Source organism: Streptomyces sp. V4I23 (assembly GCF_030817975.1).
Classification (GTDB): domain Bacteria; phylum Actinomycetota; class Actinomycetes; order Streptomycetales; family Streptomycetaceae; genus Streptomyces.
This window is the reverse complement of the sequence record NZ_JAUSZW010000004.1, coordinates 4,146,889-4,167,266: the sequence shown is the minus strand read 5'-3', so window position 1 is coordinate 4,167,266 and position 20,378 is coordinate 4,146,889. Positions and strand designations below refer to the sequence as shown.

The window sequence follows — 20,378 nt, the reverse complement described above, 5'->3', positions numbered from 1 at the left end:
ATCACCCACGGACACGCGGGCGGGGGCGGGCAATGCTCTTGGCCGAGAAGGCCGAGAAGACCTGAGGAAGGTCGTTCTCAGATGCCGGTGGTCTGCACCGAGACGAGACCCTGGGCCCCACCGGTGACCGCGGCGACCGGCACGACGGACGCGACGGACTGGGCAGCCCCGACGACGTCACCGACGTTCACGGCAGCACCGTAGCCGTTGACACCGGCGTGGGCGCTGGCGATACCGCCGGAAATGCCGTCCAGCTCGCTGTCGGAAATCTCGGCGGTCTCAACAGGGGTGAAGTCGTTACGCACTTTCTCTCCCTTTCCATACTGGGGGATTCCTGGACTGACGCCGAACGAATGCGCCAAAGGAAAACGGGCCGGCAAACGGTCGCCTGACGCCCGGAGCGGGTATCAGCAATCGCGACTCCCGCACCACAGGATGAGATCACGCCAACGGACCAACCGGCAACTTACGCTCCGGTTTTGACGGTGAATACTTCTTCACGACAACGCCAACTGACGTGCACTTTCGTCTGGCACATCAGCGGACGAATACCGCCGAGGGGAATCCGGGCGAGATGTCGTCAGATGTCTAATTCCTGGGCGTATCGGGGTACAGATGAGCCGAAATACACCGCGTCCGATGAGCCCCGAGGACGTCGGCAACGCGTGCGTGTTCCTCGCCTCGGACGCCGCGGCCTGGATCAGCGGCCACGACCTGGTGGTGGACGGCGGCGTCAGCGCCCGCCCGACCTGGTAGCAAAGCGGCCGCCGTAAGGACGGCGCAGGCCGGTGCACACCCCTTGTCGATGCACGAACGCATCCGATACGTTCGCGCATCGAATGAGGGGACCCGGCCATGACCGCCACCGCACCCACACCCACACCCACACTCACCACCGAAGCGGCATCCGCATCACCGCCCGCGCCCAAGCGCGTCACCGCGCGCCGCGCACAGACACGGCGGCGCATGCTCGACGCCGCCCTCGACGTGTTCGCCGACGAGGGCTTCGGCCGCTCGACCGTGGAACAGATCTGCGAACGGGCCGGCTACACACGCGGCGCCTTCTACTCCAACTTCACCTCCCTCGACGAGTTGTTCCTCGCCATGTGGGAGGAGCGATCGCAGCGCATGATCGCCGATCTGCGCGAGGCGCTCGGCGAGGTCTCCGCCGCGGCACCCGAGGAGGCGCTGCGGGCCGCGCTCCGCGCCATCCCCGTGGACGACGCCTGGTACAGGGTGACGGCCGAGTTCACCGCGCACGCGCTGCGCAATCCGTCCCTGCGGCGCGTGATGGCGGCCCGCGAACAGGCGATCCTCGACACGATCCTGCCGGTCGTCGTCGACGCGCTCGCGCGGACCGGGCGGCGGGTCCCCGATGTGACGGCCCTCGGGCAGGCCCTGGTCGCCGTGCACGACGGCACCTCCGTGCAGGTGCTGCTCGAACCGGACAGCGAGGCGCCGCACAGGCGCCGCGAGGAGCTGTTCGGACACGTTCTGCAGGCATACAGCACGCCCGGCGCCGAGGAGGCAGCGTGAGCGAGGACGCCGACGTCATCGTCGTGGGAGCGGGACTGGCCGGTCTCGTCGCGACGTACGAACTGACCCGTGCGGGACGGCGGGTGGTGGTCGTCGACCAGGAGAACGAGGCCAACCTCGGTGGTCAGGCGTTCTGGTCGCTCGGCGGACTGTTCTTCGTCGACAGCCCCGAGCAGCGGCGGATGGGCATCAAGGACTCCGTCGACCTGGCCATGTCCGACTGGCTGGGCTCGGCCGGTTTCGACCGGGAGCGCGAGGACCGCTGGCCGCGCAAGTGGGCCGAGGCGTACGTGCACTTCGCCGCCGGTGAGAAGCGCGACTACCTGCAGCGGCTCGGGCTGCGGGTGATGCCGACGGTCGGCTGGGCCGAGCGCGGCAACGGCACGGCGGGCGGGCACGGGAACTCCGTCCCGCGCTTCCACATCACCTGGGGCACCGGCCCCGAGGTGGTGCGGGTCTTCCGCGAGCCCGTGCTCGCCTCGGCTGCCCGCGGCCTGGTGACCTTCCGTCACCGCCACCGCGTGGACGGGCTGATCGTCGAGAACGGGGCGGCCGTCGGTGTGCGGGGCACCGTGCTCGAAGCGTCCGGCCGGCCGCGCGGGGTCGCCTCCTCGCGTGAGCCGGCGGGCGAGTTCGAGCTCCGCGCGCAGGCGGTGGTCGTGACCTCCGGCGGCATCGGCGGAAACCAGGAGCTGGTCCGCGAGAACTGGCCCGCCGGCCGCCTCGGGCCCGCACCCACGTCGATGATCACCGGCGTTCCCGCGTACGTCGACGGCCGGATGCTGGGGATCACCGAGCGCGCGGGCGGCTCGATCGTGAACCGCGACCGCATGTGGCACTACACCGAGGGCATCAGGAACTGGGACCCGATCTGGCCCGATCACGCGATCCGGATCATCCCCGGCCCCTCCTCCCTGTGGCTGGACGCGACCGGGCGCAGGCTCCCCGTGCCGCTGTTCCCCGGCCACGACACGCTCGCCACGCTGAAGCACATCGTGGGCACCGGGCACGACCACACGTGGTTCGTGCTGACGCGGGCGATCGTGGAGAAGGAGTTCGCGCTCTCCGGCTCCGAGCAGAACCCGGACATCACCGGCAAGGACCTGAAGCTGGTGCTGTCCCGTGCGAAGAAGGGCGCCCCCGGCCCCGTGCAGGCGTTCCTCGACCACGGCGAGGACTTCGTCGTACGGCCGACGCTCAAGGAGCTCGTCAAGGGCATGAACGCCCTGACGCCCGACTGCGAACTCGACTACGCGCAGGTCGAACGGGAGGTTCTGGCACGCGACAGCGCGGTGGACAACGCGTACACCAAGGACTTCCAGCTCATGTCCGTCGTCAACGCCCGCGCGTACTGGCCCGACCGGCTCACCCGGGTCGCGAAGCCCCACCGCCTCCTCGACCCCGACCAGGGTCCGCTGATCGCCGTACGACTGCACCTGCTGACCCGCAAGACGCTCGGCGGCCTGGAGACGACGCTGAACTCGCAGGTGGTCCGGCCCGACGGGTCCGTCTTCGACGGTCTCTACGCGGCCGGCGAGGTCGCCGGGTTCGGCGGCGGCGGGGTGCACGGCTACAACGCGCTGGAGGGCACGTTCCTCGGCGGCTGCATCTTCTCCGGCCGGGCCGCCGGCCTCGCGATCGCCCGGCGGCTGGCGTGACGCCCCGGGGCACGGCCCTGGTGACGGGCGCGTCGTCGGGCATCGGCGCCGCCGTGGCCGCGGCGCTCGTGGAGCGCGGCTACCGCGTCTACGGCACGAGCCGCGACCCGGCGTCGGTCACCGACCCGGTCCCCGGCGTCGAGTACCTGGCCCTCGACCTCACCGACGACGCTTCCATCGAGGCGTGCGCCGCGGCGGCCGGTGCGGTGGACGTCCTGGTCAACAACGCGGGCGAGAGCCAGAACGGGCCGCTGGAGGAGCTGCCCATGGAGGCGCTGGAACGGCTGTTCCGCCTCAATGTCCTCGGGGCCGTACGGCTCACCCAGCTCCTGCTGCCCGGCATGCGTGCCCGCCGGCGCGGCCGGGTGGTCATGATCGGCTCCATGCTGGCCAGCTTCCCGCTCGCGTACCGCTCCTCGTACGTCGCCTCCAAGGCGGCGCTCAAGGGCTTCGCGAACGCCGCACGGCGCGAGGTCGCCCCGTACGGCGTCGGCATCACCACCGTCGAGCCCGGCTCGATCAACACGGGCATCAGCGAGCGCCGCACGCAGTACGTCGCCGACGACTCGCCGTTCCTGGCGGAGTACCGCACGATGCTCGCCGCGCTCAACGCCAACGAGGCGAGAGGCATCCCGGCCCGGCGCGTCGCCGCCACCGTGGTGCGGGCGACGGAGGCGGCGCGCCCGAGGCCGCTCTACGCGGTGGGCAGCAACGCGCCCGTGGTGTTCGCACTGCGCAGACTGCTGCCGAGGTCGGCCGTCGAGCGCCTGGTGGCCCGCAGACACGGGCTGCGCTGACGCGGACCGCCGCCGGGCAGGGCAGGCATCGGCGATCCCGCGCGCGGTGCGCATGAAGCCGCCGGGCGACAAGACGCCGCCGGCCGCCGACCGTCCGAAAAAACCCGGCGTGCCCTGCCGAGAATCCGGTTCCCGCTCCGCCGTCCCCTGTGAGAGTTGCCCACAGGGGGCGGCAGCGAGGGGCGAAGGCCCGGACGAAGGAGCAAGACCATGAAGTACCTGGTGATGGTTCAGGGCACGCAGGCCGACTACGAGGCGATGCGCGGCAAGGCGTCGCCGGGGGCGCCCGCGTGGAGCGAGAAGGAGATGCAGGCGATGTTCTCCTTCATGCAGTCCGTGAACGACGACCTCGCGAAGTCCGGTGAGTTCGTCGACGGGCAGGGGCTCGCCGAGCCCGCGCTCACCCGGCACGTGACCTCCGGCGAAGACGGCCGTCCGGCGATCACCGACAGGCCGTACAGCGACACGCAGGAACTCCTCGCCGGCTACTGGGTCCTCGGCTGCGAGAGCCTGGAGCGGGTCACGGAGATCGCCGCGCGGATCGCGCAGTGCCCGACCCCGGAGGGGACCACGGAGTACCCCGTCGTGATCCGGCCCATCCTGGACGGCGGAGGCGATGTCTGAACCGCGCGCCCGGGACCGAGGACCTGCTGCGCCGCCACGCGCCGCAGGTCCTCGGCGCGCTCGTGCGGCGCTGCGGCCGCTTCGGCCCGACCGAGGACGCGGTGCAGGAGTGGCCGGACACCGTACGGGCGCGTCTGCCGGAGCCTGCGGGTGACAGCGACGGCGCCCTCGCCGCCTGCCGGGCGGCGGCCCGCCACACGCTCAGCCTGCCCGAGGCGCGCCACCTCCGCATGCCGGCGGCCCGGCTCGCGTCCTGACGTGCGGCCCACGGCGCTGGCGGCCCGTACGCCGCCGGGCGATCATCGGGACATGGACGCCACGATTCACCTCGCCCAGCAGCCCGAGGCCGACGCGCTGCTCGGCCGCAGCCCGCTCGCCGCCCTCGTCGGCATGCTGCTCGACCAGCAGATCCCCATGGAGTGGGCATTCACCGGCCCCTTCACGATCGCGCAGCGCCTGGGCGCCGACAACCTGGACGCCGCTCAGATCGCGGCGTACGACCCGGACGCCTTCGGCGAGCTCCTCCGGCAGAAGCCGGCCGTGCACCGCTATCCGGCGTCGATGGCCAAGCGAGTGCAGGAGCTGTGCCAGTTCCTCGTCGACGAGTACGACGGCGACGCGAGCGCCGTGTGGCGGGACGTGGCCAGCGGCGCCGAACTGCTGGCACGGCTGAAGGCGCTGCCCGGCTACGGCGAGCAGAAGGCACAGATCTTCCTGGCGCTGCTCGGCAAGCAGTACGGCATCACGCCCGAGGGGTGGCGCGAGGCGGCCGGGGCGTACGGCGAGAAGGACTCCTACCGGTCCGCGGCCGACATCACCGGACTCGAGTCGCTGGCCCGGGTGCGGGCGTACAAGCAGGAGAAGAAGGCGGCGGCCAAGGCGAGGAAGTCGGCCACGGAAAAGCGCTGATGGCGGCACGTGGACGCGGAAGCAGTCCGTCCGGGCATCAAGGCGAGGAAAAGCGCCGCCAGTTGTGGAAAAGGTGTTCACAGAACCCCCGGCAGATCGCTAGCTTCCCCTCAACCCACGTTCGCACCGGGAAGGACCTCTGTGAACGCAACCCCTCGCAGAGCCGTGGCCACTCTGGCCGCAGCCGCACTCGCGACCCCGCTCCTGCTGGCATCCGCCTCCCCTTCCGCAGCCCGTACCGACCCCGCCGACCGAGCGGCCAAGGACGCGGCGAAGCTGGCCAGGAAGCTGGTCGCCCGTGCGTCGGCCGACGACGCATTCGAGCACCTCGAGAAGTTCCAGCAGATAGCCGACTCGTCCGGCGGCCACCGCGCCGCCGGTTCCCTGGGGCACGACGCGTCGGCCGCGTACGTGTACCAGCAGATGAAGCGGTACGGGTACGACGTCTCGTACCAGAAGTTCGAGTTCGTCTACACGCAGACGCTGGCGGAGAAGCTGTCGGTCCTCTCGCCGTCGCCGCGCGACCTCACCATCAAGGCGATGACGTTCACCAAGTCGACCCCCGTCGGCGGTGTCCGCGCCGCGCTGGCCGCCGTGCCGGTGGACGACACGACCGGCTGCACGGCGGCCGACTACGCCTCGTCGGCGTTCACCGGCAAGATCGCGCTGATCAAGCGCGGCGGCTGCACGTTCGCCGAGAAGCAGACTGCCGCGGCCGGCGCCGGTGCGGTCGGCGCCATCGTCTACAACAACACGGACGGCGTGCTCTCCGGCACCCTCGGCGATGCCGCCGCGGGGAAGATCCCGACCGGCGGCATCACCAAGGCCGACGGCGAGAAGCTCGCCGCCGACCTGGCCAAGGAGCCGGTGAACGTCTCCTTCGAGATCCGCCAGCTCCAGGAGACGCGCTCCACCAACAACGTGATCGCCGAGACCCGCCACGGCAACGCGGCCAACACCGTGATGCTCGGCGCGCACCTCGACTCGGTCACCGAGGGCCCGGGCATCAACGACAACGGCTCCGGCTCGGCCGGTCTGCTCGAAGTCGCCCAGGAACTGGCCAAGAAGGAGCCGCGGCCCGCCAACAAGATCCGCTTCGCCTGGTGGTCGGCCGAGGAGAACGGACTCCTCGGCTCCGAGCACTACGTCGCGAACCTGAGCGATCTCGGCAAGAAGGAGATCAAGCTCTACCTGAACTTCGACATGATCGCCTCGCCGAACTACGGGCTCTTCGTCTACGACGGCGACGACTCCGACCGCGTGGGCGCGGGCCCCGGCCCCGCCGGCTCGGCGCAACTGGAGCGCGACATCAACGAGTTCCTCGACCGGCAGGGCCACCCGCACGAGGGCACCGACTTCACCGGCCGTTCCGACTACGGCCCGTTCATAGAGGTCGGCATCCCGTCAGGCGGCACCTTCACAGGTGCTGAGGGCATCAAGACCGAGGCACAGGCGAAGAAGTTCGGCGGCACGGCAGGCGTCGCGTACGACCCGAACTACCACGCCAAGGGCGACACCATCGACAACATCGACATGGACGCCTTCGCCGTGAACATCGGCGTCATCGCCAACGCCGTCGGCACCTACGCCCACGACCTGAGCTCGCTGCGCAAGCCGGTCGCGACCGTCCCGACGGAGGGCGACGCGGGCAGCGGCGGCGGCCTGCACGACGGCCACGACCACGAGGTCACCGAGTAACGGCCCACGCAAGGGCACACCGGCGCGCCGCGGGATCACCTCCTGCGGCGCGCCGTTCCGAACAGGGAGCGCGTGATCTCCCGGCCGAGCTGGGTACCGACCGAGCGCGCCAGCGACCTGAAGACGCCGCTGCCCATGACCTGCTCGGCGAGCGACTCCTCCCGCCTCTCCCCGCTCCGCCGCTCGGGCTCCGGCCCGGCCTCGCGCTCTGCCTCCCGAGCCGCCTTCCCGGCCGCCGCCTCCGCCGCCCGCTGCTCGGCCGTCAGCCGCTCGTACGCCGACTCGCGGTCGACGGCCTCGGCATAGCGCTCATACAGCGAGGACCCCTTGACCGCCGCGTCCAGCGCGGCCGCCTCGACCGGCCCCATCCGGGACCGCGGCGCGCGCAGCCGGGTCACGGCGACCGGTGTCGGCGCGCCCGTGTCGCTCAGCACGGTGACCACCGCCTCGCCCGTCCCGAGCCCGGTGAGGACCTCCTCCAGGTCGTACGGGGACTTCGGGAAGGTCCTGACCGTGGCCTTGAGCGCCTTGGCGTCCTCGGGGGTGAAGGCGCGCAGCGCGTGCTGCACCCGGTTGCCGAGCTGCGCGAGGACGTCGCCGGGCACGTCCTTCGGGGTCTGCGTGACGAAGAAGATCCCGACCCCTTTCGAGCGAATCAGCCGCACGGTCTGCGTGATCGACTCCAGGAACGCCTTCGACGCCCCGCTGAACAGCAGATGCGCCTCGTCGAAGAAGAAGACGAGCTTGGGCCGGTCCAGGTCCCCGACCTCCGGCAGGTCGTGGAAGAGGTCGGCGAGCATCCACATCAGGAACGTCGAGAAGAGCTGCGGCTTGTCCTGCACCGCCGGCAGCTCCAGTACGGACACGAGCCCGCGCCCGTCGGGCGCCGTGCGCAGCAGCTCGGCCGTGTCGAAGGCCGGTTCGCCGAAGAATCCGGAGGCGCCCTGCTGCTCGAAGGCCGTGATCGAGCGCAGGATCACTCCGGCGGTCGCGGTGGACAGTCCGCCGATGGTCTTGAGCTCCGCCTTGCCCTCGTCCGACACCAGGAAGGCGACCACGGCCCGCAGGTCCTTGAGGTCGACCAGCTCCAGGCCCTTGGCGTCGGCGTAGTGGAAGATCAGCCCGAGGGACTGCTCCTGCGTCTGGTTCAGCCGGAGCACCTTCGCGAGGAGCAGGGGGCCGAAGTCGGTGACCGTGGCCCGCACCGGAATACCCGGCCCGATGCCGCCGAGTCCGTAGAACTCGCACGGGAAGCCCGCCGCGGACCACCGCTGGCCGACCTGACCCGCCCGCTCCTGGACCCGGTCGCCGCCCTGCCCCGGGGCGGAGATCCCCGACGCGTCCCCCTTGATGTCGGCGAGGAAGACCGGGACGCCGTTCGCCGAGAGCTGTTCGGCGATCAGCTGGAGCGTCTTGGTCTTGCCGGTGCCCGTCGCGCCGGCGACCAGGCCGTGCCGGTTGAGCATCGACAGCGGGATGCGGATCTGCGCCCCTGGCAGGCACTGCCTGTCCCACAGCAGGGCGCCCAGGTCGAGCGCGGGGCCGGTGAAGGAGTAGGCGGAGGCTATCTCCCCGGCGGGCGGTGGGAGGGCCGCGGCGGACCCGATCTCCTCGCCGGCGCCCTGTCGCACTGGCTCCTGAGGTGTCATGAGGGACCCCTGTTTCCCGTTTTGCATACTTTTCCGCAGGATCGCACTGCGGCTCCGCGGCTGCGCCCGGTGCCCCTCGGCCGGTAGGCTTTCCGTGTGATCTTCAAGCGCATCGGCAACGGGCGGCCGTATCCCGACCACGGCCGGGAAAGCACCCGGCAGTGGGCGGATGTCGCGCCGCGCCCGGTCCGCCTCGATCAGCTCGTGACGACCAAGGGCCAGCTGGACCTGGAAACGCTGCTCGCCGAGGACTCGACGTTCTACGGCGACCTCTTCGCCCATGTCGTGAAGTGGCAGGGCGACCTCTATCTGGAGGACGGGCTCCACCGCGCCGTGCGCGCCGCCCTGCAGCAGCGCCAGGTGCTCCACGCCCGCGTGCTCGAGCTGGGCTGAGCCCCCTCGGCAGGGCCGGCCACTGATCCTTTCGGGGTCTTTCGGCACCGTACGGACGCAATGCGCTGATCGTTTAGTAGGCATGGCGACCAGGCCGCACTACGCTGCGCCCATGAGCATGCTCACTCCCCCCGGCATGGGCGGAAAGTACCGCATCACGGGCGACAAATACCCACGTATGCGACGCCGCCGGAACCGCCGCAGAGTCGTCTTTGCGGTGGTGGCCGTGGTGGTGGCCCTCGGACTGGTCGGCTGGGGCACGGTGCAGCTCGTCGACGCCTTCACCGGCGGAAGCCAGAAATCCACGGCGGGCGCCAAGCGCAAGTGCGAGCCCGCCCCGACCGTCTCCGCGGCGCCCCCGCCGCCGAAGCCGCGCCAGGTCACGGTGAACGTCTACAACGCCACCCCGCGCAGCGGTCTGGCGAAGGCGGCGGCCGACGAGCTGAAGAAGCGCGGCTTCACGATCGGCAAGGTGGGCAACGCGACGCCGGAGTACGACAAGAAGGTCCCCGGCACCGCGGTGCTGCTGGGCGGGCCGACGGCCCACGAGGGCTCTTTCCGGGTCCTGGGCACGCAGCTCGTCGGCACCCAGCTCAAGACCGACACCCGCGAGACGGCGGACATCGACCTGATCATCGGTACGGCCTACAAGGCCCTGGAACCGAAGAAGAACGCGGACACGGCCCTGGCCGCCATGGCCGAACCGGCACCCGCGCCCTCAGCCACCTGCCGCTGAATCGGGGCAGGCCGTCCAGCCCGAGGCGAACCGAGCCCTCAGCCGGCAGTCCCGTACATGCGGTCGCCCGCGTCGCCGAGGCCCGGGACGATGTAGCCGTGCTCGTTCAGGCGCTCGTCGACCGACGCCGTCACCACCGTCACCGGCGTGCCCGCCAGTTCGCGCTCCATCAACTCGACGCCCTCCGGCGCCGCCAGCAGCACGACCGCGGTCACGTCGTCCGCGCCGCGCTTGATCAGCTCCTGGATCGCCGCGACCAGCGTGCCGCCGGTGGCCAGCATCGGGTCGAGCACGTACACCTGGCGGCCGGACAGGTCCTCCGGCATCCGCGTCGCGTACGTCGACGCCTCCAGGGTCTCCTCGTTGCGGATCATCCCCAGGAAACCCACCTCGGCGGTCGGCAGCAGCCGCACCATGCCGTCGAGCATGCCGAGGCCCGCCCGCAGGATCGGCACGACAAGGGGGCGCGGATGCGACAGCTTGACGCCGGTCGTGCCCGTCACCGGGGTCTGGATGTCGACCTGCTCGGTGCGCACGTCCCGGGTGGCCTCGTACGCGAGCAGGGTGACCAGCTCGTCGGCGAGGCGCCGGAAGGTCGGGGAGTCGGTGCGCCGGTCGCGCAGCGTGGTGAGTTTGTGCGCCACCAGCGGGTGGTCGACGACGTGGATCCGCATGGCGCCAACACTAGCCCGCACTCGCATCAACAGGGGTATCGGAGGGAAGGTGGTGGGGTACCCCCGGGCCGCAGGCACGTGGGCAAACGGAGCACTCGTGGGGTGGTGTGACCGATGGCGGAGTCCGAGCCGGAGCGCGACGAGGAACCGGAGACCGACGCGGAGCGCCGCAGGCGACGCGCCCAGTTCCTGCGCGAGCTGAACGAGGCGAAGGCACTGCGCGACCGGGTGCAGCCACGACGGGCCCGCGCGGCCCGGATGCGCCAGCAGATGCGTATGCGGACGTTCCGCTGGTGACCTCGCGGGGTTCCCCCGGAGCCGGCCTCGCAGAACTGGTGGCCGACGCCACGACGGAAGACCTCTCGCAACGCGAATGTTTCTGCCACGATTCCGAGTGGGCGGGGCAGACATCAGCGCACCGCCGGTCGTCACACCTCTGATCAGTGGGAGAGTCACGGTGTACTTCGCCGCACTGCTCGCGCGCACTCATGACGGGTGGGAAGCGAGCGACACAGAGCTCGACGATGTGGAGACGCTGTCGGATCTGACCGACCTGGCCCGCGATGCCTCGGTGGACGAGGACACGGTGCTCCTCTTCATCGAGCAGGAGGACGCCTGGTTCGGCATCGTCCGCGTCGAGGGCGAGGAGGACCCTCGTATCTTCGTCTCGGACGCGGCCGCGGCCGCACGCTCCTCCTATGGGGAGATGCTGACCAACGAACTGCTCGGCGGGGACGATGACGACCCGGCCGACGACCTGGACGCCCTGGACCTCGACGGAACCGAGGACGGGGAGACGCAAGCGGACGACGACGAGGACACGGCGGACGGCGGCGCTCTGGAGAGCGGCGACACCGTACCGGCCGGCCCGGTCGGCGACCGCGAGATCCTGATGGACCTCGGACTGTCGGAGAAGGAGCTGCTGGCGCTGGACACGGACGCGCTGCTGGAGATCGCCGAAGCGCTCGGCGCGGGCGAGGTCCTGGAGACCGTGCGCTGACGATCACATGACGGACGATCCGAACGACGACCCCGTACGCGACCCCTGGCAGGCGCCCATGCGTCTGGCGATCGAGGAGGCCGAGCGCGCGGCGCGGGCCGGTGACGTGCCGGTCGGCGCCGTCGTGCTCGCCGCGGACGGCACGGTCCTGGCCACGGGCCACAACGAACGCGAGGCGACGGGCGATCCGACGGCGCACGCCGAGGTGCTGGCGATCCGCCGTGCGGCCGCCCGTCTCGGCGAGTGGCGGCTCACCGGCTGCACGATCGTCGTGACGCTGGAGCCGTGCACGATGTGCGCCGGCGCGATCGTGCAGTCCCGTGTGGACCGCGTGGTCTACGGCGCACGCGACGAGAAGGCGGGCGCGGCCGGTTCACTGTGGGACGTCGTACGGGACCGCAGGCTCAACCACCGGCCGGAGGTGGTGCTCGGCGTGCTGGAAGGCGCGTGCTCGACCCAGCTGACGACCTTCTTCCGGGACCGTCCCGCCGAGCGCTGAGGCCCGGCCCGCGCCGTCGGCGGGTGCCGTGCGAATACCGATTTCGGCGTACGGGCCACCTTGGGCTAAGCTCTCTCCCGGTAGCGTGTCCGAGCGGCCGAAGGAGCTCGCCTCGAAAGCGAGTGTGGCGCAAGTCACCGAGGGTTCAAATCCCTCCGCTACCGCTCTTGTCGAAGGGCCCCGGTGCAGGCGCACCGGGGCCCTTCGCGCATGATCCGTGACGGGGGTGGCCGGAAAAAGCGGCTCGGTTAGACTCACGCGACGCATGGGCAGGGCAGGGCCGGCAGGGGAGACAGGGGCCGAGGGTGGAAGCGAAGAAGGTCGCTCTTTACGTAGTCGTCGTCTTTGTCCTGTACACGATCATCACCTCCCCGGAGAAGGCCGCCGATCTGGTCGGGATAGGGTTCGAGGGCATTTCGGACGCCGCGCAGGGTGTCGGACAGTTCATGACCGAGCTCGTCAACTAGACCGGCAGGCATCCCGTTCAGCCCCATCCCCAGTCCCCCAGGAGTGCCCCCTTGATCCGCCATCTGGTCCTCTTCAAGCTCAACGACGGCGTCGGGCGCGACGAGCCGCGCGTGATCGCCGGCGCCAAGGCCTTCCAGGAGCTGGGCGGGCTCGTCCCGGAGCTGGAGTTCTGGGAGTGCGCCTGGAACATCACCGACCGGCCCATCGCGTACGACTTCGCCATCAACTCCGCCGTGGCCGACGCCGACGCCCTCAAGCGCTACCTCGAGCACCCGGCGCACCAGGCGGCCGCCGCACAGTGGCGCGAGTTCGCCACCTGGGTGATCGCCGACTACGAGTTCTGAGCACTCCGCACCCCCGGACCCCTCGCCGCCACGGCGAGGGGTTCTTGTTCTTTGCGGCTCATCGGACGCCAATGCGCTGTCAACACGGAGTTATCAGGTGCTTGCACACAGTGGACATGTCTTGTGATGCTATGACCGCTTTTGACGGATGAGTTGACCGAAATCGACCGCAAAGGGGTGGCGTGACCGTGTCGGCCAGTACTGCGCCTCAGGTACCACCCCAGAACGAGCGGCCGGACGAGACCCCCTCCGCCGTCGCGAGGCCTCAGAGCAGGGGCGCCGACACCAGGGCCCTCACCCAGGCCCTCTTCGGCCGCCTCAAGACGCTGGAACCGGGCACCAAGGAGCACGCCCGGGTGCGCTCGGCACTCATCGAGGCCAACCTTCCGCTGGTGCGCTACGCCGCCGCCCGCTTCCGGTCCCGGAACGAGCCCATGGAGGACGTCGTCCAGGTCGGCACGATCGGGCTCATCAACGCGATCGACCGGTTCGACCCGGACCGGGGCGTACAGTTCCCGACGTTCGCGATGCCGACGGTCGTCGGCGAGATCAAGCGCTACTTCCGCGACAACGTCCGCACCGTGCACGTGCCGCGCCGGCTCCACGAGCTGTGGGTCCAGGTCAACGGCGCGACGGAGGACCTCACGACGGCCCACGGCCGCTCGCCCACGACCGCGGAGATCGCCGAGCGCCTGAAGATCGGCGAGGACGAGGTGCTCGCCTGCATCGAAGCGGGCCGCTCGTACCACGCCACGTCGCTGGAGGCGGCGCAGGAGGGCGACGGGATGCCCGGCCTGCTCGACCGGCTCGGCTACGAGGACCCGGCACTCGCCGGCGTGGAGCACCGCGATCTCGTACGGCACCTGCTCGTCCAGCTCCCCGAGCGCGAGCAGCGCATCCTGATGCTCCGTTACTACAGCAACCTGACACAGTCTCAGATCAGTCAGGAACTGGGCGTCTCGCAGATGCACGTGTCGCGGCTGCTGGCGCGAAGTTTCGCGCGACTTCGATCCGCAAACAGGATCGAAGCGTAAGCAGAACGGGTAGACCCTCTCCGAGTCTCTGAGGGTGGCTCAAAAGCCTTACCCCCTTGGTTTCCTGGGCATTTCGACCCGATACTTGTCGACATGTCACTACAGCGTGTTGCCGACATGTGACATTCTGCGGAAAGCGCGTTTGCCGCAGCCCCGCCGCCGGTATTCAGGTGGAGGCTGCGTTCCTCAGTCGGTCGCGGCCACCGCGACCGTCCGCGACCTCAAGGGGGTGGCATGTCCGCAGAAATGGGCAGCTCGAAGGTGCTCACGCGTGCGCCCGGCGCACCCGCACCCGTCGTGTCCGACAGCTCGGAAGCCATCGACACCCGCACTCTGTCCCGCTCCCTGTTCCTGCGGCTGCGCGCGCTGGACAGCGAGGGCGCGGCCGACGACAGCCCGGAGCGCACCTACGTGCGCGACACCCTCATCGAGCTCAACCTCCCCCTCGTGCGGTACGCGGCGGCCCGCTTCCGCAGCCGCAACGAGCCGATGGAGGACATCGTCCAGGTCGGCACGATCGGCCTGATCAAGGCGATCGACCGGTTCGACTGCGAACGGGGCGTGGAGTTCCCGACGTTCGCGATGCCGACGGTCGTGGGCGAGATCAAGCGCTTCTTCCGGGACACCTCGTGGTCCGTGCGGGTGCCGCGCCGGCTCCAGGAGCTGCGGCTCGCGCTCACCAAGGCCAGTGACGACCTGTCCCAGAAGCTCGACCGCTCCCCGACCGTGCCCGAACTGGCCGCGGTGCTGGGCGTGTCGGAGGAGGACGTGGTCGACGGCCTCGCCGTGGGCAACGCGTACACGGCCTCGTCGCTGGACTCCCCCTCGCCCGAGGACGACGGCGGCGAGGGCTCCCTCGCGGACCGCCTCGGCTACGAGGACAGCGCGCTGGAGGGCGTCGAGTACCGCGAGTCGCTCAAGCCGCTCCTGGCCAAACTGCCGCCCAGAGAGCGGCAGATCATCATGCTCCGCTTCTTCGCCAACATGACGCAGTCGCAGATCGGCGAGGAGGTCGGCATCTCGCAGATGCACGTCTCCCGGCTGCTGACGCGCACGCTGGCGCAGCTGCGGGAGGGACTGATCGCGGACTGAGTCCATGCCGAGTCGGCTCGGGCTCTTCTGCATTGACGGTACGTCAGCGACACTGCCGCCATGCGGCGACGACGGCGGACCGGGATCGTGGCGGTGGCGCTCTGCCTCGGCGGGGCGTTGACCGCGTGTTCGGGCAGCGACGACGACGGGCGGATACCGCTCGGGGCGGCGGGCGCCGGTCCGGCGCCGACGGGCGCGGTCCCGCCCAAGGGCGGCGTCGTGCTGGTCCCCCTGGACGAACCGGACGCGTCCGGGCCGCCGCGTACACCCGCCGGCCGTGACACCCCCGTCCCACCGCCGCCCGACGGGCTGTCGCAGGACGAGGCACCCCCGGCCGCCGAGCGGCCTGGCACGGGTGCGGGCGACTCGGCGGACGCGCCTTCGCCGAGCACTCCGAGCGGCCCGGCGCCCCGGCCGCCGTCCCCTGCGCCGACACCCGAGCCGCCGCCGTCCGGCAGCCCCGCACCTCCTGCGGGCCCGGCGCTGCTCCAGCTCACCGAACCGGTCCGCGAGGCGCTGGACGAGCGCTGGTGCGAGCGGGTCACCGTGGAGTTCCGCAACAGGGGCGGGAGAGCGGCGACTTCGGGAACGGTCACGTTCGCCACGCACGTCATCGGCGCGCTCGGTATCGACTGGGCCACCATCGAGACGGCCCAGCCACTGCCCGCGCCGATCGGGCCCGGAGCCGTGCGGAAGAAGGCGTTCACGGTGTGCGTGGAGGCATGGCGGGTGCCGCTCGGCATGCACATCGAGACGCGGGACATCACGGCCGAGTGGACGTGAGCCCCCGCCGTACCGGTCAGCCGAGGGCGAGCCAGGCCACCGCGCCGAGGACGACGACGACGGCGATCACGCCGACGATCAGACCGACGCGCGAGGACGACGACCGCGCGGGGGCCGCCGCGCGGCCCTGCGGGGCGCCCTCGTCGACGAACGCGCGGAACATCTGCGTGCTGCCCGCGGGGTCGTAGTTGCCCTCGGGGCCCTGGCCTTGGGGAGCATGGGGGTTGTGTGCCATGGGGCAGGACCCTAGCGAACCCCGGTGTCCGGCCCAACCCCGGGCGACCGCCCGACGCGGATTCCGGGCGTGATGACCGCCGCATGACGCTGCACATGCAAAGCCTTTTGGGTTCCTTTACCCGCCCCGCCCCGTTTTCGTTTGCCTGTAGCAACCAATGGGTTCTATCGTTGCCCTAAGCAACGAGATGCTCGGGAGGGCTCATGGCGGAGCGGAGTCGGTTCGAGGAGCTGGCCCGGCAGATCAGCGCCATGGGCGCCGTGAAGCGGAGCCTCGCGCGGGTGCTGCCCCTCGAGTGCCCCTCCGGGTCCGCAGCCGTTCTGTCCCTCGTCGGGCGGTACGGAGAGATGCGGATGAGCCGCCTCGCCGAACTGCTCGCCGTGGACATGTCGGTGACCAGCCGGCACGTGGCCCATGTGGTGGAGCGCGGCTGGCTGGAGCGTTCGCCCGACCCGGACGACCGGCGCTCGCGCATCCTGCGGCTCACCCCGACGGGGGCGGACCTGCTCGACGACCTCGGCCGTCGGACGACGGACATGTTCGCCCACTACCTGAAGGACTGGTCCGACGACGACGTCGGCCAGCTGAACGCGATGCTGGCCCGCCTCCGGGAATCCGTCGGGGACTGCCGGGCCCACGCCACCCGTACACCCGCACAGACGACGTAAGGAAGTTCATGGCTACGACCACACCGACCGGTGTGCGGGGCGGCCACGCCAGACACGGGGGCGGGCACACCCCCGACGGCGGCACGCCGATGACACACCGCCAGATCATGGAGGCGCTGTCCGGGCTGCTGCTCGGCATGTTCGTCGCGATCCTCTCGTCGACGATCGTCTCCAATGCGCTGCCGGAGATCATCAGCGATCTCGGCGGCGGTCAGAGCGCCTACACCTGGGTCGTGACCGCCTCGCTGCTGGCGATGACCGCGACCACTCCCCTGTGGGGCAAGCTCGCGGACCTGTTCTCCAAGAAGCTGCTCGTCCAGATAGCGCTGGTCATCTACGTCCTGGGCTCGGTGGTCGCCGGCCTGTCGCAGAACGCGGGCATGCTGATCGCCTGCCGCGTGGTCCAGGGCATCGGCGTCGGCGGCCTGTCCGCCCTCGCCCAGATCGTGATGGCCGCGATGATCTCCCCGCGCGAGCGCGGCCGCTACAGCGGCTACCTCGGCGCCACATTCGCCGTCGCAACCGTCGGCGGCCCGCTCCTCGGCGGCATCATCACCGACACCGACTGGCTCGGCTGGCGCTGGTGCTTCTACGTCGGCGTGCCGTTCGCGGTCATCGCCCTGATCGTCCTGCAGAAGACCCTCAAGCTCCCGGTGGTGAAGGGCGAGGTCAAGGTCGACTGGTCGGGCGCGTTCCTCATCAGCGCCGCCGTCTCGCTGCTGCTGGTCTGGGTCACCTTCGCGGGCGACAAGTACGACTGGCTGTCCTGGCAGACGTACGCGATGGTCGGCGGTTCCGTCGCCCTCGGCGCGCTGTTCCTCCTTGTCGAGTCCAGGGCGAGCGACCCGATCATCCCGCTGCGGCTGTTCCGCAACCGCACCATCACGCTCGCCTCGCTCGCCTCGCTCTTCGTCGGTGTCGCGATGTTCGCCGGCACGGTCTTCTTCAGCCAGTACTTCCAGCTGGCGCGGGACAAGTCGCCGACGATGTCCGGCGTCATGACGATCCCGATGATCGGCGGCCTGTTCCTCTCCTCCACGGCGAGCGGCCAGATCATCACCAGGACGGGCCGCTGGAAGGCATGGCTCGTCAGCGGCGGTGTGCTGGTGACCGCGGGCCTCGGCCTGCTGGGCACCATCCGCCACGACACGGACTACTGGCAGATCGCGCTCTTCATGGCGGTCCTGGGCCTCGGCCTCGGCATGATGATGCAGAACCTGGTGCTGTGCACGCAGAACCAGGTCGCCCCCTCGGACCTGGGCGCGGCCAGCTCGGTCGTCACCTTCTTCCGCTCCCTCGGCGGCGCGATCGGCGTCTCGGCGCTCGGCGCGGTCATGGCCAACCGGGTCACCCACTACGTCAAGGACGGGCTCGCCGAACTCGGCCCGCGGGGCACGGCGGCGGGCCACGGCGGCACGGCCGGCGGCTCCATCCCCGACCTGGACGCGCTGCCCGGCCCCATCCGCACGGTGATGGAGACGGCGTACGGACACGGTGTCGCGGACGTCTTCCTCTACTCCGCGCCGTTCGCCCTGGTCGCCTTCCTCGTGACCCTGTTCATCAAGGAGGTCGCCCTCAAGAGCAGCGCCACGGAGGAGGGTGCCGCACCCAAGGCCCTGGCCGAGGCGCCCGCCCCGTGACGCTCGTCGACGCGGCCGGGAACGTGGTGGCCACGGCGACGACCGGCGACGACGGCGCCTACACCTTCGCCGACCTCGACGCCGGCGAGTACACGGTCGTCGCGACCGGATACCCGCCCGTCGCGGGCGCGCTGATCCTGGCCGGGCGCGTGGTCGACGGCCACGACATCGAACTCGCCCACCCGGGCGAGTAGTCGGTCTCCCGGTCGCTCCTCGAGTGGAGAGGCGGCCGGGACGGGGCGGCAGGCAGGGGACGGCCTGCCGCCCCCCTGCAGTTGTGCGAGGAGAGGGAAAACGGGTGTCGCGGCCGAGCCCGTCCGGCTGTCCGTCCGGCCGGACGCCACCAGGACCGCGCCCCGTACGTTGCACCCGCTATGAGGCCGCTGTCAGGTCGTAGAGGGCCGTGCCTCCCCCGGTGACCTCGGTGAAGTTCTCCTCGACCCATGCGGTGATCTGCGCGGCGGTGCCCCCGCCCGGCCCGTTGCGCATGCCGTCGCCCGCGGAGACGAACCAGTGGATCCGGCCGTCGGCGACGTACTGCTTGAACTGCGCGAGGGTCGGGGAGGGGTCGCTGCCGTTGAAGCCGCCGATCGCCATCACCGGCTCGCCCGTGGCGAGTTGGTGACTCGCGGCGTTCTGGGAGCCCACGGCCGCGGCGGCCCAGGTGAAGTCGTCCGCGTCCTGCTCGATCCTGGCCGCGGTCGCGGCATCGACGGTCGTGCCGCCGAGCAGCCCTCCCAGACCGCCATCGCCACGGGAGGGGGCGCCGGCGGGCATCTTGCCCCCGGCCCTGCGCCGGGCCCTGGCCGCCCCGGCCCGGCTGCCCCGGAGGCTGCATCCAGCCGCCCGGCGGGCCGTCGGCCCGGCCGCCCGCCCCACCGTCCGTCTGCCCGCGCGGCGGCGTCCCGGGGCCGCCCCCGCCGCCGGGTCCGCCCGGGCCGCCCCGGCCGCCCGCCACCGCGGGCCCCGCCGTGACGATCGAACCCGCGTGGGCCTCGCCCACGGTCGTGAGCGAGTACGCCGCCGGGCCCGCCAGCGAGACGACGAGACCCAGCCCGGCCGCGGCCAGCGCCGCCCTCCGCCCGGCCCGGACCGCGAACAGCAGCCCCGCCGCGGCCACGAGGCCGCCGATCGCCACCGCCGTACGCAGCCACGGAGCGCGTGCCGGGTGTCCGGCGGGACGGCGTCCCTGCCACCCGGCCTTCCGCCCGGGGGTGCCTCCGCCTCGTTCCGCTCCCGGCCGCGCCGCGTCAGCTCCGCGTAGCCGCGGATCGAGGCGAGCGGCGTGCGCAGTTCGTGGCTGGCGTCCGCGACGAACCGCCGCACCCGCGTCTCGCTCTCCTGCCGTGCGGTCAGTGCCGAACCGACGTGTCCCAGCAGCGTGTTGAGCGCCGCCCCCACCTGTCCGACCTCCGTGCGCGGATCGGCCTCGGCGTCCGGCACCCGCTCGTGCAGCGCCACCTCGCCGCTGTGCAGCGGAAGTTCGGAGACACGCCGCGCCGTCGCCGCCACCCGCCGCAGCGGACGCAGTGCCACGCCGACCATGGAGGCGCCCGCGATACCCGCGGCGACCAGTCCCGCACCGGTGACGCAGACCTCGACCAGGATCAGCGTCCGCAGCGCGTCCCGCACGTCGCGTGTCGGGACCCCGACCAGGAACGAGCCGCGGACGCCGTCGGCGTACTCGACCCGGTAGTCGCCGCGGTCCGGCAGCTCGACCGTGTGCGGCTCGCCGTCCCGTGCCACGGAGGCGAGCGCGTCGCGCTGCGCCGCGGTGAGCGGGTCCTCGGTGGGCCCGAGCGCGTCCGGCTCGCTCTGCGTGCTCGCGACGGCCGCGGCGACCGTCCCGATCACCGCGCACACCACGGCGATCAGCAGCACGGCCGAGACCACCAGCCGGGTCCGCAGCGACCACGGCCGCCCGCGCCCGCCCGCCGTCAC

The 20,378-nt window shown here is 71.2% G+C and carries 23 protein-coding genes, 1 tRNA gene and 2 pseudogenes; 21 read left to right on the top strand and 5 right to left on the bottom strand.

The window, feature by feature from the left end; genetic code table 11:
• Positions 1-77: 77 nt before the first annotated feature.
• Positions 78-305, bottom strand: coding sequence for a hypothetical protein (locus QFZ82_RS21205; RefSeq protein ID WP_307714656.1), 228 nt, complete (start codon positions 303-305; stop codon positions 78-80).
• A 337-nt stretch (positions 306-642) separates the two neighbouring features.
• Between QFZ82_RS21205 and QFZ82_RS21200 the strand changes: the two are divergent.
• From QFZ82_RS21200 to QFZ82_RS21165, 8 genes and pseudogenes are all read left to right on the top strand, one after another.
• Positions 643-756, top strand: a pseudogene (locus QFZ82_RS21200) (SDR family oxidoreductase); the annotation flags it as partial.
• Positions 757-855: 99 nt separating this feature from the next.
• The gene (locus tag QFZ82_RS21195) at positions 856-1,536 is read left to right on the top strand and encodes a TetR/AcrR family transcriptional regulator (protein ID WP_307714655.1); all 681 of its coding nucleotides are present in this window, start codon (positions 856-858) and stop codon (positions 1,534-1,536) included.
• On the top strand, positions 1,533-3,194 hold the full coding sequence (locus tag QFZ82_RS21190) for an FAD-binding dehydrogenase (protein ID WP_307714654.1): 1,662 nt from the start codon (positions 1,533-1,535) through the stop codon (positions 3,192-3,194). The genes QFZ82_RS21195 and QFZ82_RS21190 overlap by 4 nt, the downstream gene beginning before the upstream one ends.
• A complete protein-coding gene (locus QFZ82_RS21185; protein WP_307714652.1) occupies positions 3,191-3,991 on the top strand; it encodes an SDR family oxidoreductase in 801 nt (266 codons plus the stop codon). Before QFZ82_RS21190 ends, QFZ82_RS21185 begins: the two co-directional genes overlap by 4 nt.
• Positions 3,992-4,201: 210 nt before the next feature.
• Positions 4,202-4,615, top strand: a complete 414-nt coding sequence (locus tag QFZ82_RS21180; RefSeq protein ID WP_307714651.1) for a YciI family protein — start codon at positions 4,202-4,204, stop codon at positions 4,613-4,615.
• A 62-nt stretch (positions 4,616-4,677) separates the two neighbouring features.
• Positions 4,678-4,872: a hypothetical protein gene (locus tag QFZ82_RS21175; protein WP_307717989.1), complete on the top strand. Its 195-nt coding sequence runs from the start codon at positions 4,678-4,680 to the stop codon at positions 4,870-4,872.
• Positions 4,873-4,924: 52 nt separating this feature from the next.
• The gene (locus tag QFZ82_RS21170; RefSeq protein WP_307714650.1) at positions 4,925-5,524 is read left to right on the top strand and encodes an HhH-GPD-type base excision DNA repair protein; all 600 of its coding nucleotides are present in this window, start codon (positions 4,925-4,927) and stop codon (positions 5,522-5,524) included.
• Positions 5,525-5,689: 165 nt separating this feature from the next.
• Positions 5,690-7,222, top strand: a complete 1,533-nt coding sequence (locus QFZ82_RS21165; RefSeq protein WP_307717794.1) for a M28 family metallopeptidase — start codon at positions 5,690-5,692, stop codon at positions 7,220-7,222.
• A gap of 35 nt (positions 7,223-7,257) precedes the next feature.
• Here the strand turns inward: QFZ82_RS21165 and QFZ82_RS21160 are convergent, their stop codons facing one another.
• Positions 7,258-8,871 carry a helicase HerA-like domain-containing protein gene (locus QFZ82_RS21160; protein WP_307714649.1) on the bottom strand — a complete coding sequence of 538 codons (1,614 nt, stop codon included), beginning with the start codon at positions 8,869-8,871 and terminating at the stop codon, positions 7,258-7,260.
• A gap of 96 nt (positions 8,872-8,967) precedes the next feature.
• On the opposite strand from QFZ82_RS21160, the gene QFZ82_RS21155 reads away from it, so the two are divergent.
• Together QFZ82_RS21155 and QFZ82_RS21150 are read left to right on the top strand one after the other, a co-directional pair.
• The gene (locus QFZ82_RS21155) at positions 8,968-9,264 is read left to right on the top strand and encodes a type II toxin-antitoxin system VapB family antitoxin (protein WP_003955420.1); all 297 of its coding nucleotides are present in this window, start codon (positions 8,968-8,970) and stop codon (positions 9,262-9,264) included.
• Between the two features lie 112 nt (positions 9,265-9,376).
• Positions 9,377-10,000 (top strand): LytR C-terminal domain-containing protein, encoded by a 624-nt coding sequence (locus QFZ82_RS21150; RefSeq protein WP_307714647.1) that lies wholly within the window; start codon positions 9,377-9,379, stop codon positions 9,998-10,000.
• Positions 10,001-10,038: 38 nt separating this feature from the next.
• Here the strand turns inward: QFZ82_RS21150 and upp are convergent, their stop codons facing one another.
• Entirely contained in the window at positions 10,039-10,674 is a 636-nt protein-coding gene (gene upp, locus QFZ82_RS21145) for a uracil phosphoribosyltransferase (RefSeq protein WP_177153687.1), read from the bottom strand.
• A gap of 114 nt (positions 10,675-10,788) precedes the next feature.
• Between upp and QFZ82_RS21140 the strand changes: the two genes are divergently transcribed.
• The 9 genes from QFZ82_RS21140 to QFZ82_RS21100 all read left to right on the top strand — a co-directional run bounded on the left by QFZ82_RS21140 (position 10,789) and on the right by QFZ82_RS21100 (position 15,894).
• Entirely contained in the window at positions 10,789-10,971 is a 183-nt protein-coding gene (locus QFZ82_RS21140; protein WP_307714646.1) for a hypothetical protein, read from the top strand.
• Positions 10,972-11,131: 160 nt separating this feature from the next.
• Positions 11,132-11,674 (top strand): hypothetical protein, encoded by a 543-nt coding sequence (locus QFZ82_RS21135; RefSeq protein WP_307714645.1) that lies wholly within the window; start codon positions 11,132-11,134, stop codon positions 11,672-11,674.
• 7 nt (positions 11,675-11,681) lie between these two features.
• Positions 11,682-12,173, top strand: coding sequence for a tRNA adenosine(34) deaminase TadA (gene tadA, locus QFZ82_RS21130; protein ID WP_307714644.1), 492 nt, complete (start codon positions 11,682-11,684; stop codon positions 12,171-12,173).
• 79 nt (positions 12,174-12,252) lie between these two features.
• A tRNA-Ser gene (locus QFZ82_RS21125) sits at positions 12,253-12,337 on the top strand.
• A gap of 141 nt (positions 12,338-12,478) precedes the next feature.
• Positions 12,479-12,640, top strand: a complete 162-nt coding sequence (locus QFZ82_RS21120) for a hypothetical protein (RefSeq protein WP_307714643.1) — start codon at positions 12,479-12,481, stop codon at positions 12,638-12,640.
• A 51-nt stretch (positions 12,641-12,691) separates the two neighbouring features.
• Positions 12,692-12,985, top strand: a complete 294-nt coding sequence (locus tag QFZ82_RS21115) for a Dabb family protein (RefSeq protein ID WP_307714642.1) — start codon at positions 12,692-12,694, stop codon at positions 12,983-12,985.
• A gap of 188 nt (positions 12,986-13,173) precedes the next feature.
• Entirely contained in the window at positions 13,174-14,019 is an 846-nt protein-coding gene (locus QFZ82_RS21110) for an RNA polymerase sigma factor SigF (protein ID WP_307714641.1), read from the top strand.
• 234 nt (positions 14,020-14,253) lie between these two features.
• A complete protein-coding gene (locus QFZ82_RS21105; protein ID WP_307714640.1) occupies positions 14,254-15,111 on the top strand; it encodes an RNA polymerase sigma factor SigF in 858 nt (285 codons plus the stop codon).
• 60 nt (positions 15,112-15,171) lie between these two features.
• Entirely contained in the window at positions 15,172-15,894 is a 723-nt protein-coding gene (locus QFZ82_RS21100; protein WP_307714638.1) for a hypothetical protein, read from the top strand.
• Positions 15,895-15,910: 16 nt separating this feature from the next.
• Here QFZ82_RS21100 and QFZ82_RS21095 read toward each other — a convergent pair whose 3' ends face one another.
• Positions 15,911-16,129 carry a hypothetical protein gene (locus QFZ82_RS21095; RefSeq protein WP_307714637.1) on the bottom strand — a complete coding sequence of 73 codons (219 nt, stop codon included), beginning with the start codon at positions 16,127-16,129 and terminating at the stop codon, positions 15,911-15,913.
• A 203-nt stretch (positions 16,130-16,332) separates the two neighbouring features.
• Here QFZ82_RS21095 and QFZ82_RS21090 point away from each other — a divergent pair, with 203 nt between their 5' ends.
• The gene (locus QFZ82_RS21090; protein WP_307714636.1) at positions 16,333-16,797 is read left to right on the top strand and encodes a MarR family winged helix-turn-helix transcriptional regulator; all 465 of its coding nucleotides are present in this window, start codon (positions 16,333-16,335) and stop codon (positions 16,795-16,797) included.
• Positions 16,798-16,805: 8 nt separating this feature from the next.
• A pseudogene (locus QFZ82_RS21085) lies at positions 16,806-18,631 on the top strand (MFS transporter).
• A 178-nt stretch (positions 18,632-18,809) separates the two neighbouring features.
• Here the strand turns inward: QFZ82_RS21085 and QFZ82_RS21080 are convergent.
• Positions 18,810-20,378, bottom strand: a complete 1,569-nt coding sequence (locus tag QFZ82_RS21080; RefSeq protein ID WP_373429434.1) for a histidine kinase dimerization/phospho-acceptor domain-containing protein — start codon at positions 20,376-20,378, stop codon at positions 18,810-18,812.

Coding starts and splice junctions, on each gene's coding strand:
- QFZ82_RS21180 (WP_307714651.1), top strand. CDS start 4,202: ATGAAGTACCTGGTGATGGTTCAGGGCACGCAGGCCGACTACGAGGCG.
- QFZ82_RS21100 (WP_307714638.1), top strand. CDS start 15,172: ATGCGGCGACGACGGCGGACCGGGATCGTGGCGGTGGCGCTCTGCCTC.
- QFZ82_RS21105 (WP_307714640.1), top strand. CDS start 14,254: ATGTCCGCAGAAATGGGCAGCTCGAAGGTGCTCACGCGTGCGCCCGGC.
- QFZ82_RS21170 (WP_307714650.1), top strand. CDS start 4,925: ATGGACGCCACGATTCACCTCGCCCAGCAGCCCGAGGCCGACGCGCTG.
- QFZ82_RS21140 (WP_307714646.1), top strand. CDS start 10,789: ATGGCGGAGTCCGAGCCGGAGCGCGACGAGGAACCGGAGACCGACGCG.
- QFZ82_RS21095 (WP_307714637.1), bottom strand. CDS start 16,129: ATGGCACACAACCCCCATGCTCCCCAAGGCCAGGGCCCCGAGGGCAAC.
- tadA (WP_307714644.1), top strand. CDS start 11,682: ATGACGGACGATCCGAACGACGACCCCGTACGCGACCCCTGGCAGGCG.
- QFZ82_RS21160 (WP_307714649.1), bottom strand. CDS start 8,871: ATGACACCTCAGGAGCCAGTGCGACAGGGCGCCGGCGAGGAGATCGGG.
- QFZ82_RS21090 (WP_307714636.1), top strand. CDS start 16,333: ATGGCGGAGCGGAGTCGGTTCGAGGAGCTGGCCCGGCAGATCAGCGCC.
- QFZ82_RS21150 (WP_307714647.1), top strand. CDS start 9,377: ATGAGCATGCTCACTCCCCCCGGCATGGGCGGAAAGTACCGCATCACG.
- QFZ82_RS21195 (WP_307714655.1), top strand. CDS start 856: ATGACCGCCACCGCACCCACACCCACACCCACACTCACCACCGAAGCG.
- upp (WP_177153687.1), bottom strand. CDS start 10,674: ATGCGGATCCACGTCGTCGACCACCCGCTGGTGGCGCACAAACTCACC.